Annotated in this window: 15 protein-coding genes and 1 pseudogene; 12 read left to right on the forward strand and 4 right to left on the reverse strand. The window is 54.7% G+C overall.

Going from position 1 to position 13,547, the window contains the following annotated elements; all coding sequences use genetic code 11:
• Nucleotide 1 precedes the first annotated feature (1 nt).
• From urtE to VOI14_RS06370, 5 genes are all read left to right on the forward strand, one after another.
• Nucleotides 2-691, forward strand: a complete 690-nt coding sequence (urtE, locus tag VOI14_RS06350) for an urea ABC transporter ATP-binding subunit UrtE (RefSeq protein ID WP_305897428.1) — start codon at nucleotides 2-4, stop codon at nucleotides 689-691.
• A gap of 57 nt (nucleotides 692-748) precedes the next feature.
• Nucleotides 749-1,795, forward strand: coding sequence for an aliphatic amidase (locus tag VOI14_RS06355; RefSeq protein ID WP_323751192.1), 1,047 nt, complete (start codon nucleotides 749-751; stop codon nucleotides 1,793-1,795).
• A 15-nt stretch (nucleotides 1,796-1,810) separates the two neighbouring features.
• A complete protein-coding gene (locus tag VOI14_RS06360) occupies nucleotides 1,811-2,854 on the forward strand; it encodes an AAA family ATPase (protein ID WP_323751193.1) in 1,044 nt (347 codons plus the stop codon).
• Nucleotides 2,855-2,990: 136 nt separating this feature from the next.
• Nucleotides 2,991-4,223 carry a formamidase gene (fmdA, locus tag VOI14_RS06365; RefSeq protein ID WP_305897425.1) on the forward strand — a complete coding sequence of 411 codons (1,233 nt, stop codon included), beginning with the start codon at nucleotides 2,991-2,993 and terminating at the stop codon, nucleotides 4,221-4,223.
• Between the two features lie 6 nt (nucleotides 4,224-4,229).
• Nucleotides 4,230-4,583, forward strand: coding sequence for a zinc ribbon domain-containing protein (locus VOI14_RS06370; RefSeq protein ID WP_323751194.1), 354 nt, complete (start codon nucleotides 4,230-4,232; stop codon nucleotides 4,581-4,583).
• A 37-nt stretch (nucleotides 4,584-4,620) separates the two neighbouring features.
• Here VOI14_RS06370 and VOI14_RS06375 read toward each other — a convergent pair.
• Nucleotides 4,621-5,244, reverse strand: a pseudogene (locus VOI14_RS06375) (bacteriophage T4 gp5 trimerisation domain-containing protein); the annotation flags it as partial.
• Between the two features lie 342 nt (nucleotides 5,245-5,586).
• Between VOI14_RS06375 and VOI14_RS06380 the strand changes: the two are divergent.
• The 6 genes from VOI14_RS06380 to VOI14_RS06405 all read left to right on the forward strand — a co-directional run bounded on the left by VOI14_RS06380 (nucleotide 5,587) and on the right by VOI14_RS06405 (nucleotide 10,589).
• Entirely contained in the window at nucleotides 5,587-6,015 is a 429-nt protein-coding gene (locus VOI14_RS06380) for an SRPBCC family protein (protein WP_323751195.1), read from the forward strand.
• Nucleotides 6,016-6,084: 69 nt separating this feature from the next.
• Entirely contained in the window at nucleotides 6,085-6,810 is a 726-nt protein-coding gene (locus VOI14_RS06385; protein ID WP_323751196.1) for a YebC/PmpR family DNA-binding transcriptional regulator, read from the forward strand.
• A gap of 35 nt (nucleotides 6,811-6,845) precedes the next feature.
• Nucleotides 6,846-7,592: a glutamine amidotransferase gene (locus VOI14_RS06390; protein WP_323751197.1), complete on the forward strand. Its 747-nt coding sequence runs from the start codon at nucleotides 6,846-6,848 to the stop codon at nucleotides 7,590-7,592.
• Nucleotides 7,593-7,629: 37 nt separating this feature from the next.
• Nucleotides 7,630-9,084, forward strand: coding sequence for a phospholipase D family protein (locus VOI14_RS06395; RefSeq protein ID WP_323751198.1), 1,455 nt, complete (start codon nucleotides 7,630-7,632; stop codon nucleotides 9,082-9,084).
• A 96-nt stretch (nucleotides 9,085-9,180) separates the two neighbouring features.
• A complete protein-coding gene (locus VOI14_RS06400; protein WP_323751199.1) occupies nucleotides 9,181-9,582 on the forward strand; it encodes a PA2779 family protein in 402 nt (133 codons plus the stop codon).
• A gap of 146 nt (nucleotides 9,583-9,728) precedes the next feature.
• Nucleotides 9,729-10,589: a PA2778 family cysteine peptidase gene (locus VOI14_RS06405; RefSeq protein ID WP_323751200.1), complete on the forward strand. Its 861-nt coding sequence runs from the start codon at nucleotides 9,729-9,731 to the stop codon at nucleotides 10,587-10,589.
• A gap of 12 nt (nucleotides 10,590-10,601) precedes the next feature.
• Here the strand turns inward: VOI14_RS06405 and VOI14_RS06410 are convergent, their stop codons facing one another.
• Nucleotides 10,602-11,279: a class I SAM-dependent methyltransferase gene (locus VOI14_RS06410; RefSeq protein ID WP_323751201.1), complete on the reverse strand. Its 678-nt coding sequence runs from the start codon at nucleotides 11,277-11,279 to the stop codon at nucleotides 10,602-10,604.
• Nucleotides 11,280-11,302: 23 nt separating this feature from the next.
• The gene (gene thpR, locus VOI14_RS06415) at nucleotides 11,303-11,833 is read right to left on the reverse strand and encodes an RNA 2',3'-cyclic phosphodiesterase (protein ID WP_323751202.1); all 531 of its coding nucleotides are present in this window, start codon (nucleotides 11,831-11,833) and stop codon (nucleotides 11,303-11,305) included.
• A 125-nt stretch (nucleotides 11,834-11,958) separates the two neighbouring features.
• Between thpR and VOI14_RS06420 the strand changes: the two genes are divergently transcribed.
• Nucleotides 11,959-13,014, forward strand: coding sequence for an alpha/beta hydrolase (locus tag VOI14_RS06420; protein WP_323751203.1), 1,056 nt, complete (start codon nucleotides 11,959-11,961; stop codon nucleotides 13,012-13,014).
• Between the two features lie 26 nt (nucleotides 13,015-13,040).
• Here VOI14_RS06420 and VOI14_RS06425 read toward each other — a convergent pair whose 3' ends face one another.
• Nucleotides 13,041-13,526, reverse strand: coding sequence for a DUF4442 domain-containing protein (locus VOI14_RS06425; RefSeq protein WP_323751204.1), 486 nt, complete (start codon nucleotides 13,524-13,526; stop codon nucleotides 13,041-13,043).
• Nucleotides 13,527-13,547: the final 21 nt, after the last annotated feature.

Raw genomic sequence — 13,547 nt, forward strand, 5'->3', positions numbered from 1 at the left:
CATGTTGAGCATCAAACATCATTTGGTGGCTTACGGCCAAAGTACCATCATCCAGGACCTGAACCTGGATGTGAAAAAGAACGAAATTGTGGCTGTGGTTGGCCGCAATGGCATGGGTAAAACCACGCTGATGAAGTCCCTTATTGGCATGACCCCAACCAAAGGTGGCGAAGTCAGCCTGGATGGCACGGATCTGACCCGACTTAAAAGTTATCAGCGTGTACGCGCTGGTCTCGGCTTTGTCCCTCAGGGGCGGATGATCTTCCCGACCCTCACGGTGAGGGAAAACATTGAAACCGGCCTCGCCGCGGTCGGGGAGAAGAAGGTGCCAGAAGATCTGTACGAGATGTTCCCGGTGCTCAAGGAAATGCAAAACCGACGCGGCGGCAACCTGTCTGGTGGCCAGCAGCAACAGCTGGCCATTGCCCGCGCACTGGCCACCCGACCCAAGGTGCTGCTGCTTGATGAACCTACTGAAGGCATTCAGCCCAACATCATCAAGGAAATCGCGCAGACGCTGCGGCGCATCCGCGATGAACGAGGGCTGTCGATTGTGGTGTCAGAGCAGGTATTGAGTTTTGTGATGGATGCTGCGGACCGGATTCTGGTGATCGAGAAAGGCGCCATCGTCCACGAAGAGAGCCGGGCCGAGGCGGATCAGGAGAAGATTGCCAGTTATCTGGCCGTTTAGTTTGATGCATGCCGCTGCGGCCCAAAATTCTGAGTAAAATTTTCGAGAGAGTAACTTATGAGACACGGTGATATTTCCAGCAGTAACGATACCGTCGGCGTGGCGGTAGTGAATTACAAGATGCCCCGGCTACACACCAAAGCCGAGGTGTTAGACAACGCCCGTAATATTGCGGAAATGATCAAGGGTATGAAACTTGGTTTGCCCGGCATGGATTTGGTGGTGTTTCCGGAATACAGCACCATGGGCATCATGTACGACAACGACGAGATGATGGAAACCGCGGCCACGATTCCCGGTGACGAAACGGCCATTTTCTCCGCCGCCTGCCGTGAGGCCAATACCTGGGGCATCTTTTCCCTGACCGGTGAGCGCCATGAGGATCACCCGAACAAGGCGCCTTACAACACTCTGATTCTCATCAATAACGAAGGTGAGATTGTTCAGAAATACCGCAAGTGTGTGCCTTGGTGCCCGATTGAGGGCTGGTATCCGGGTGATACCACTTACGTCAGCGAAGGTCCGAAGGGTATGAAGATCAGCCTGATCATCTGTGATGACGGCAACTACCCGGAAATCTGGCGGGATTGCGCCATGAAGGGTGCCGAGCTGATCGTCCGTTGCCAGGGCTACATGTATCCGGCCAAGGAGCAGCAGGTGCTGATGTCCAAGAGCATGGCTTGGGCGAACAACTGCTACGTAGCTGTAGCAAACGCATCCGGCTTTGACGGGGTTTACTCCTACTTTGGCCACTCCGCAATCATCGGCTTCGACGGTCGCACGCTGGGTGAGTGTGGTGAGGAAGACATGGGGATTCAGTATGCCCAGCTTTCGATCAGCCAGATTCGCGATGCCCGCGCCAATGATCAGTCCCAGAACCACCTGTTCAAACTGCTGCACCGGGGTTACACCGGTGTTCACAACTCCGGTGACGGCGACAAAGGAGTTGCAGACTGCCCGTTTGATTTTTACCGCACTTGGGTGATGGATGCCCAGAAAGCCCAGGAAAATGTCGAGGCGATGACGAGGAAAACCGTCGGCACCGCTGAATGTCCGGTGGGTTCCCTACCGGTCGATGGCAAGGAAAAATCTGCAGGGGCTTAAAGCCGGGAGAAGCTGATGCCGTGTATCAATGATCGGCTGGAAGCCAATCGGGAAGCCATTGACAAGAACCGGGCCGCCTCAGGCCCGGTTCGTGCTTCTCGGTTCCGCTTTGAGCCCGATACTGTTATGTCCCGTTTGCGGGAGAACATTGTGGGCCAGGATGAGGCATTGGCCGCAATGGAATCCATGCTGGTACGGGTAAAAGCCGATATCGGCGAGGAAAACCGACCACTGGCAGTACATCTTTTCCTTGGCCCCACCGGAGTCGGTAAAACCGAAACCGTACGGCTAATCGCCGAAGCCATCCACGGCAACCGGGATGGCCTATGCCGCATCGATATGAACACTCTGGCCCAGGAGCACTACGCTGCCGCACTCACCGGCGCACCGCCCGGCTATGTGGGTAGTAAGGAAGGCCACAGCCTGTTTGACCTGGATAAGGTGCAGGGCTCATTCAGCAAACCGGGCATAGTGCTGTTCGATGAAATCGAGAAAGCCAGCAAAGAGGTGGTCCGCACCCTGCTTAACGTCCTGGACACCGGCCGGCTGGTACTCCCCTCTGGTAATCGGGAGATCGATTTTCGCAACACTCTGATTTTCATGACCAGCAACGCTGGGGCACTGGATGCCGAGGCTCATCAACAACGTTATCAAAAGGGCTGGCGCCGTTGGTTCGGATTATCACCCGGTCAGGGTGAGTCCCTGCGTGATACCGCCCTGCGTCGGCATTTTGATCCTGAGTTTCTGAACCGGATTGATCAGATTCTTACGTTCAACAGTCTTACTGATAACTGGCTAGAAGCTTTGCTGGACATCGAATTGGCGGGTCTTAATCGGCGGTTGGGTAAGAAACACGCGGAGTTGTCTCTTTCGACGGAGCTTCGGACCGAATTGTCCCGTGGCTACGATGCCCGTTACGGCGCCCGGGAGATGTTGCGGGCTTTTCGCCAGCGTCTGGAACCGGCGGTAGCCAGAGCCCTACTGGAGAATCCTGACTGCAAACGATTTGAGGCCAACGTACAGAACAGGAGCGTTACTGTGCACCAATACGTCGAATGACGTAGGCGCTGGGGGCATTTCGCGAATACCACCGCAGGCAGCGATCGCCGATAGTGGATTACGTCAGCGCAGAAGCCATCAGGCACTGCGCATCACCGCTTTGAACCCTGAAGTCAAGAAACTAGGAGCGCCCGTTATGGCCGAAACCCTTATCAAGATCGACAGAAGCAAATCCGCTTACGAGAATGAGCAAATTCATAACCGTTGGCACCCGGACATCCCCATGGCGGCGACGGTCAAGCCGGGGGACGATTTCGTTCTGGAATGCTACGACTGGACGGGTGGGCAGATCAAAAACGACGACTGCGCTGACGACATCCGGGACGTGGACCTGACTCAGGTGCATTTCCTGTCCGGACCTGTTGCCGTCGAAGGGGCTGAGCCGGGCGATTTGTTAGAAGTGGACATTCTGGACATTGGTGCGTTCCAGGACAGCCAATGGGGCTTTAACGGCTTCTTCGCCAAGAAAAATGGTGGAGGCTTCCTGACAGAGCATTTTCCAGAGGCCCAGAAATCCATCTGGGACTTCAACGGCATGTTCACTAAATCCCGCCACATCCCGAATGTGGAATTCGCCGGCATGATCCACCCCGGCCTGATCGGTTGTCTGCCGTCCAAAGAAATGTTGATGGAATGGAACCGTCGGGAGAAAGAACTCTACGACACCGAGCCAAATCGCGTACCCGGTCTGGCCAACATGCCATTCGCCGATACTGCTCACCTGGGCAAACTTGCCGGTGACGCCGCCAAGGAAGCCGCAACCGAAGCCGCCCGTACCGTTCCGCCTCGCGAGCACGGTGGTAACTGTGACATCAAGGATTTGTCCCGGGGCTCCAAGGCCTACTTCCCGGTGTATGTGAAAGGTGCCGGCTTGTCAGTGGGCGATCTGCACTTCAGCCAGGGCGACGGTGAAATTACTTTCTGTGGTGCGATTGAGATGGCCGGCTGGATTCACCTGCGGGTTAATCTGATTAAAGATGGCATGTCCAAGTACGGCATCAAGAACCCGGTATTCAAGCCCAGTACCATCAAGCCCCGCTACGAAGACTATGTCATCTTTGAAGGCATTTCGGTGGATGAGGAAGGCCAGCAGCATTACCTGGATGTGCAGGTAGCCTATCGCCAGGCCTGTCTGAATGCCATCGAATACCTGACCAAATTTGGTTATACACCGGCCCAAGGCTATGCACTGCTCGGCTGCGCACCGGTAGAAGGCCATATCAGTGGTGTGGTGGACGTACCCAATGCCTGTGCAACCTTGTGGCTGCCAACGGAAATCTTCGACTTCGACATCAACCCCACGGCTGAAGGCCCGAAGAAGATGGTTACCCCGGGCACCGACGTACCTCTGTCACCAGACAAGGAGTAATAAACCATGCCGTTGTACGACTACAAATGCCAGGAGCACGGTTTATTCCAGGAACTGGGCACCATGGCAGAAGCCGGACATCCGGCAAACTGTCCTGAATGCAAGGTGCTGTCACCACGGGTGATTGTGTTGCCTCCGGAGATACTGGCCATGGACCCGGCTCGGCGCAAGGCTCAGGCCCGCAATGAGAAAGCCAGTCATGAGCCGATCATCTCCACTGCCGACCAGCGTGCACGGGACGCGGAGCATCGGAAAAGTTGCGGTTGCAAGAAGAAGTCAGACGGCAAACACATGCTATTTTATACCGCTGACGGGAAAAAGATGTTCCCTTCCATGCGCCCCTGGATGATCAGTCACTGATTGATCGCGTGTAATCGACCACTTAATTAGCCCCTTCGGGGGCTTTTTTGCCAGTGGCGGTCGAAACGACGCTGGGTGCTTGTGGCGTTTGTGCAGCGACCGAACTCCCAGCCCCAGCCGACCCACCTGAATTCATCCGCACCAACGGTCCGGACACTGTCACCCCACTCGGGTCCACCTTCACAAAACTGCCTCCAGCCTTCAGCGTCACCTCTGCACCCGCTTCAATCACAATTTTCATACCCGCTTTGTGATGAATCTCGGTACCCGCATCTACAAGCTGACTCTTCCCCTGTTGGCTGTGGTGGCTGCCGTTTACGGTCAGGCTGTAGTCCACGCCGATGCTTTCCCTATGTTCGCCATCAGTAGTGTGGTGGACGTTGCCTTTGGTGTGGCTGAAACGGTTGTTTTCGAGCGCCAGGTGGCTGTCGTTTTTGATGACTTCGGTGCGGTTGTTTTCAGTGAGCAGATCCTGATCTTTCTCGGCGTGAACGTAGACCTGCTCTTCGCCCGCTTCGTCTTCAAAGCGCAATTCGTTGCTGCCCTCACCCTTGTGAGTTTTGGTTTTTAACGTGGAGCGGGTTTTGTGTTCCGGCAGCGTGCGCACAATGGCATCGGTAGTTTGGGTTTGAAAATACGGCTGTTGTGCATCAGGCTCAAGCGCCATACCGGCTGCTGAATCACCACTTCATAATGGGTCCGGGATGGCCGGTGTTGCCCCGAACGAACTCGCTCACCACGCCGGTAAAACGGAGCAAAGGCTGGCAACCACGAAGTGGTCTGAGGGGAATTCGCCAACACGGGCGGTAAACTGCAATCCGCTTGCCTAGGGCATGACTTCGATCCCTGAAGAGTATGATTTTGATCCGGCTCATCCTGAGCACGACGAATTATAACGACAGCAACCACCAAGACCAACCATGCACTCGGCCCATCAAGCATCTTTTGTTAAACACTGTGAACCGTTACTCTTGGGCCAAAACCTTAGAACAAGAGATACAACATGGCTGTTTACAACATTGAGATAAATGAAACCTTTAACGTACCCCGCAAGAAGGTGTTTGAATTATTCGCAGACCACCATCGTTTCGGCAAAATGATGGGTGCACCGGTCAAGCGCATTAAAGACAGCGATCAGGCAGACCCCAATGGGGCGGGTTCGGTTCGCAAGATTGGTTTGGGGCCGTTGAGCCTCGAAGAAACCGTCCTTGAGTTTGAGCCCTATACCCTGATTGAATACGCAATCACTAGCGCTGGCCCGATCAAAAACCATTTGGGCCGCATGCATTTCAGCGACACCAGCGACGGCCAAACACGCCTTCGATACACCATCAGCTTTGAAGATATTGTTCCGTTTTCCGGCAAGCTGATTCGTGCCTCATTGGAGTCTGGTCTTCGCCGTGGGATCCGACGAGTTCCTGAACTGGCATAACAAAGCTGTCGCATTGCTCTCAGGTTCAGTAAAATCACGCTCTTTATAGCAAGCAAGGGGCACAGAACTATGGGCAGAGCCTATCAGAATCGCAAAGAGTCCATGGCCAAAACGGCTGCGGCAAAAACCAAGGTTTACAGTAAGTACGGTCGAGAAATTTACATGGCGGCCAAATCTGGTGGCGTCGACCCTCAGGCCAACCTGTCTCTGCGAGGGCTGATTGAGCGCGCGAAGAAAGACCAGGTTCCCACCCATGTTATTGAAAAGGCCATTGATAAAGCCAAAGGTGGCGCGGGCGAAGACTATTCCACCGCTCGCTACGAAGGTTACGGTCCCGGCAACTGCATGGTTATTGTTGACTGCCTGACCGATAACCCGAACCGCACCTTTGGTGATGTTCGTCTGGCTTTCACCAAAACCAAATGCAAAATCGGCACGCCCGGCGCCGTCGCTCACATGTTCGATCACTGCGCCATTTTCGTATTTAAAGGCCAGGACGAAGAAGCCGTTCTTGAAGCTTTGATGGAAGCGGATGTCGATGTCACCGACATCGAAAATGAAGACGAAACCATCACTGTTTTCACCGCGAACACCGAATACGCTAAAGCCAAGCAAGCCTTGGATGAAGCCTTCGAAGGGATTGAGTTCGAAGTAGACGAAATCCAGTTCCTGCCGAAAACCACCACACCGGTGGAAGGCGATGACATCCCGATGTTCGAAAAGTTTATGGATATGCTGAACGACCTCGACGATGTTCAAAACGTTTTCCACAACGCCGAATTGCCGCAGGAATAATCGGCGCGAGGCTTTAGTATCAAATGAGGTGCCGTATGGCTGGTACAGATGAGGGAGTAAAACCCCGCGTAGTGATCCTGAAAACGGGCACTACCTACCCTCAGATCAGAGATCAGTTTGGAGATTTTGAAGACTGGTTTGTGAGCAAGCTGTCCAGCCAACTGGACCTCACCGTCGCCGACGTTACTCAAGCGCCCCCACCCGGCCGACCGGATGGTTGGCACGGCGTGGTCGTTACCGGTTCTCCCGCCATGGTTAGCGATCGTGAACCTTGGAGTGAGCATGCGGCAGGCTGGTTAAAAGATGCGGTGCAGGCCAACATTCCAACCTTCGGCGTCTGCTATGGCCATCAACTACTTGCCCATGCTCTGGGCGGCAAGGTCGGCTATCATCCGAAGGGACGGGAGACCGGCACGCACAGCGTCACTCTGCTAGAGAGTGCTCAGACAGACCCGCTGTTCCGCCATCTGCCTCAACAGTTTTCGGCGCAATTAACCCACAAACAGTCCGTTCTGGAACTACCTCCCGGAGCCGTGTTGCTCGGCGCGACCGATTTCGAACCTCATCAAGCATTTCGGATTGGCGAGAATGCCTGGGGCGTTCAGTTCCATCCGGAGTTCTCCGATGATGTGATGAGAAGTTATCTTCACGTCCAGCAGCCCGAACTTGAAAAAGAAGGGTGGGAGCTGGGATCACTTCTAAACTTGGTGAAGCCGGCCCCTCAAGCCACCAAGCTTCTTGAACTTTTCTCCGCGTGGGTTCTCGACAAACAACGTCAGTAAACCGCCCGATCGCGGCCTGATTCGACGGATCGAATGAATGATGACGATGAAGTTAGTAGCCTGTGCGTTGCTGTTGATATTGATATTGATCGGCCTCGGGGCTTGGCATACTTACAAACCCCTCCCCGAAGGCATTCGTTACTCCGGAAACCCGGCTCCTCTCGCGTCTCCCCGCATACTGACCGACACCACCCGGCACCTTCCGACTGGTGAAACAACGCTGGACCACGAGATCTTTGATGAAGTCTTCAGGCTGATTTCTCAAGCCAGGCAATTCATCCTCATCGACATGTTTCTGTATAACGGCACAGGCCCGAAAAATGCGGAACTTCGACGCCTATCAAGCCAGCTGACACAGGCACTGATCGAAAAGAAGCGCGACAACCCTGGCATGGATATAGTGGTAATTTCAGACCCACTGAACACGTTTTACGGTGGCACCCGTTCCGCCGCCTTCGAAGCATTGAAAGAAGCCGGAGTTGAATTGGTCATCACAAAGCTGGAGCCTCTTAGGGACAGTAACCCCGCCTGGTCAGCCCTCTGGAGAATATGCTGCCAATGGCTCGGGAACAATCCCGACGGCGGCTGGCTACCAAACGCTCTCGGCACTGAGAAAACCACACTGCGCAGCTATCTGGCACTCCCCAACTTCAAAGCCAATCACCGTAAAATTCTGGTCGCTGACGCAGGCAATCAGTTCCATGCGCTCGTTACCTCTGCCAACCCCCACGATGGCAGCAGCCGACATAGCAACATCGGGCTAACGTTCAGCGGACCGGCTGTAGAAGATGTGATTCGGAGTGAGCGAGCGGTTGCCATGATGTCCGGCGCCAACACCCAAACGTTCGACCGCTGGCTCAACCGAATGGCCAATACCCAACAGCCGGAGCCAGAATCATCAGGCACCATAAAGGTACTCACCGAGTCCGCCATTCGCGATCAAGCACTGGCCATGATCGAACGCAGCCAAACTGGCGAAGCCATAGACATCGCCATGTTCTATTTCTCTCACCGACCGATCATCGAAGCGCTAAAAACCGCGCAGCAGAGAGGTGTTGATATCCGCTTGCTGCTGGACGCGAACAAGGATGCTTTCGGTCATGAAAAAAACGGGATTCCCAATCGCCCTGTAGGCCATGAGCTGCATCAAGCCGGCATTCCCGTTCGTTGGTGTAACACTCAGGGTGAGCAATGTCATAGTAAACTGCTCATCTACACCGCTGAAAACGGGCAACAGGAACTGCTGCTGGGCTCAGCCAACTTCACCCGAAGGAATCTGGACGATCTCAATCTTGAATCCAACGTATGGCTGAAGGTCGCCACCGGAAGCTCTGTTGCCAGAAAAACGTCGGCCTTCTTCAACGAGCACTGGGAAAGCGAACAGACAAGCAGCGTCGCTCTCAGCTTGCCCTATTCCGAATGGGCCGATGACTCGCGCCTGAAGTACTGGCAATACCGACTGATGGAAGCCACCGGCCTATCAACCTTTTGATCGTTACCCGCGTCTCCATGAACGTTTTTTATGTTGAATGATAGGCCTGAGCATTCTAGGTTTACGTTAACTAAACTAACCGAAGAGGAGTCTGCAATGAACGGCATTCGACGTTATGCCAAGCAGTTTTCGCTTGTGATGGCCATCCTGATGGCTTTTGCCACGACATTTTCAGTGTCTGCCAATGCCGGCATGGTCGGGACAGGCGAGCTAATTCAGCAGCAACAGGTCAACCTTGATCGCCAACAGTTACTGAGCATGCTGGAGCAGCAGGAAGTAAAGGAAAAGCTTGCCGAGCTTGGTGTCAGTGAAGACCAAGTAGCTGAACGCATACAGAATCTGACACCTGCCGAACTGGCCGATTTCGAACAGCAGCTGGCTGAAGCCCCCACTGGTGAAGGGGTAGTCGGAATCATCGTATTGTTCCTGTTGGTGTTCATTATCACCGACATGCTGTGTGCAACTAACCTGTTCTCCTTCATCAATTGTATTCGCTAATTCTCTCCGTTTGTCAGACGGCATTTGCACGATGCAGCAGGCTGTCAGCCCTTCTCGGGCTGCTCCTGCTGGTCGGGTGTGCAACCACTCCGCCCTGGCCTGATTCGCCCACCGCTGACCAAACTGACACAGACAGCCAGCAACTGTTGGCTGATGTTCCCTTTTATCCTCAAGAAAAGTACCAGTGTGGCCCGGCGTCATTGGCCACCATGCTGAACAGTCAAGGCCTTAGCACCAAGCCGGAAATTCTGAAAGAACTGGTCTATCTGCCCGGGCGGGAAGGCTCGCTGCAGGTCGAGATGGTTGCCGGTGCGCGGTCACATAACATGGTGGTTTATCCTTTACAGCCAGACATCAAAACACTTCTGGCCGAAGTCTCGGCTGGCAACCCGGTGCTGGTCATGCAGAATCTGGGATTCGATTGGTGGCCGCAGTGGCACTTTGCGGTGGTCGTCGGATACGACAATCAGAACGAAACCCTGATACTCAATACCGACACCCGTAAACATCACCACCAGCCTTATAAAGTGTTCCACACAACCTGGAACCGGGCCGAGCGCTGGGCGATGGTAATCCTGCCCCCCGACAAATTACCGGCAACCGCCGAGCTTTTGCCCTGGCTGCGCGCTGCCCACGATCTGGAGACCACCGGCCACACTCTAGCAGCCAAGACCGCGTATCAGACCGCAGAGCATCACTGGATGGATGAGCCCGCACCGCTTTTAGCTCTGGGCAACCTGGCCTACAGTCAAAACCGTTTTGGCGCGGCTGCCGACCACCTTCGCCGTGCAACCCTTCGGTTTCCAGAGTTTGCTGATGGCTGGAACAACCTGGCTTATGCCCTCTCAGCGAAAGGTTGCCAGCAACAGGCAAATCAGGCGATGACCTGCGCAGCCAGCCTCGCCGGCGACCGTTTCAACGTCGAAAAATTCCTTCCAGACAACAGGTCACTCGACACCTCATCCGTATGCCCGGAACTGCCTGCCTGCCCGGCAGATACAGACTAGCGGCTCAGCGATTCAGAGCGGCTTTCGAAGCAGCACGACATCTTTAGCCGGACTGTCCATCTGCCAGCCATAGCGCTTGGCCAACCACTGAAACGTTGCTTCCCTATAAAAAACCACATGTGTAGGATCGCGCCGATAGTGCCAGTTGTCGAAACGATCATCGTCGGTCTGAAAGCAAGTCATAATGCCTAACACCCCACCGGGGTTCAGAAGGCGGTCAAATTGAGCAAAGACCTTGGCCGGCTGAAACAGATGCTCAACCACCTCGGTGCAGGTCACGAAGTCATAGCTTTGCTCCAGCACAGATGCTTCTGGATAAAAGAACAGATCGTATAGCGCAACCGAAAAACCTGCTTCTTCAAACATCCTGGCCAACGCCGGCCCCGGGCCGCACCCGAAGTCGAGCCCGCCCGCGCCTTGTGGCAGTCTAGCCATCAAGGGGTCCGCGAGCTTCGACAGGAAGCGTCGATAACCGGCATCGTTCGGATCATTATCGTGCAGGTGATAAACCGCACGCTCCTCCTCGGGGGGCAAACGACATTCCGGAGCCATAACGGTCGCTTTGCAGTTGCCACACCGCAGATAACGCTTTTGCTCTATTTCGCGGAACGAACCCAGCTCAGCCAACTCGCACACCGGGCACTTCATGGAACCATTACTCACCAGTACATCCTCAATGGGCGCCGTCATGCTCGACGTTGCCAGGCCCTCATTTATAGGGGAAACCGCTTTAATACGGTATAAACAGAACCGTTTGGCCCTTGGGTACTTTCATACAAAACAAACTCCCGTACAGCCATAACACCAAAGCCAGCGTTATGTACCGACTCGATCAAGGGCCTGACCGACCCTGCATCCCGGCCAAACCGGCTCAGCGTAATGTGCGGTCGAAAATGGCGGTGTTCAACCTTAAAGCCGGCCGCCACCAACAGATCCACTAATTGCCGATGCAGATGAACAACCGAAGCCTCTGGCGAGACACCCGCCCAGAAGATCTTTGGCCGCTCCGGCGAGCCAAAACACCCTAAACCGCTAACGGCAAGCTCAAACGGACTCGCCGACACGCCGCCTGCCGCATCAGACAACCGTACTACTGCGTTTTCAGCAACGTCCCCCAGAAACACCAACGTCAGATGCAGTTGTTCATAACGCTGCCAACGGGCAGACTGAACCGGCGCTTGAACCCTCAACAAACGCTCTTTAATGTCGGGCGCAATCTCAACACCCAAAAACACCTTAGGCATGCACGGCCTCCTTTGGGCAATTGAGCCAATGGCAATACACCGTCACTCTGAAATAGTTGCCATGATAAGAACATAACGCCAGCATAATATGTACCCAAAAACGAGGCACTCAAAAAGGAACGCCCATGCTTTGGATCTTTCTCGCCATCGTTGTACTGCTTGTTGTTGTCACCGTCCTGTTGTTTCGGGTTCAGGACCTTTCGCACTTTGACGGCAACGAGTGGGCCACAAAAGAAGTCACACCACACCCCTCCCATGACGAAGTGCTCTTACGCGTCAAAGAGATGGGCCGCGCATCCAAAGGACTGAAAGGCAAAGCTCGGCTAATGGCCTTACGTAAGCACTTGGACAGTCTGGGTGACGAGGCGACCATCGAGTCGGACATCCAACCTTGCCAGCATCCGAAGGGGGAATGGGTGCTTGCTCCGGGTGCAGACACCAAACGACGGGTGCTCTACATTCATGGTGGTGCCTGGACCGCCGGTAGCCCTAAAAGCCATCGGGCAGTGACCAATCGCTTTTCCCTGCTTGCCAATGCCGCCGTGTTTGCCGTGGATTACCGTTTAATGCCAGAGCATCGTTTCTTGGACGGAATCATCGATTGCCGCGAAGCGTATACCTGGCTGTTAGAAAATGGCCCCGAAGGCGAAGGGGACGCCGATTTCATGGTCGTGGCTGGGGATTCCGCAGGCGGCAGCCATACCCTGTCACTAATTGCCTGGTTGCGTGACCACGGCATTCGACAGCCAGACGCGGCGGTCGCTCTGTCTCCATCCACCGATTTGACACTGACCGCACCCAGCAATCGTGACAACATCCGGAGCGATGCGATGCTGGGCCCCGTATTTGGCGGGCTTTCGAAAATGCCGTTGCCTGTGCTTTGGTGGGGAACGCTGGCGGCGTTCCGGCTTTCTCCGACCAATCCGGTGGCGTCGCCGTTACGCGGCAATCTTGCTAACCTGCCCCCCACGCTAATTCATGCCAGCACCACCGAAATGCTGTTGGATAATGCGGCGCGATACGCCGCCAAAGCAAAAGCAGAGGGGTCACCAGTGGAGCTGCATACCTGGCAGAACATGGTTCATGTCTGGCACATGTTTACCCCACTGTTACCGCAGGCCGAAGAAGCGTTTGACGATATCGCTCAGTTTCTGAAGCAGGTCGAGTCCCCTACCAGCTGATCGTCCTTCGGCAACAAGCGCTCGGATCAGCTATTGGTCCGGGCTTTTTTCTTCCGTACGTAAAGAATCTTGTTCACTTTAGCGACAACCTCACCGGATTCATCGATGATATCCAGCGTCCACTCTGGCAGGCATTTATCACCTTCCGCCGTTGCCAAGCGGATTTCTGCCAGCTTTTCCTCAGTCAGCTCAAAGTGAGCGGTAACACGCCCTTTACCCGGCCGCACGAAATCAATACTCGCCGCCTTGTCCCACACCACGTAATCGTTGCCTAATTTGCGCATGAGCAGCAACATGTATATAGGGTCGACCATGCTGTACAGCGAACCACCAAAGTGGGTTCCCACGTAGTTGGTGTTGTACCAACGCTGCTTCATTTCGACCGACGCTTTGGAGAAATCATCCGCGATATGAGTCACTTTGATGCCCGCACCCAGATAAGGGGCAAAGGTACTCAGGACGTGGCGCATCGAGCTGGCGCTGGCGAACCAGCGGCGTATCGTTGAGTTCATAGAATTCCTAGTGCTATTCAG

The organism is Marinobacter sp., assembly GCF_034669625.1.
GTDB lineage: Bacteria > Pseudomonadota > Gammaproteobacteria > Pseudomonadales > Oleiphilaceae > Marinobacter.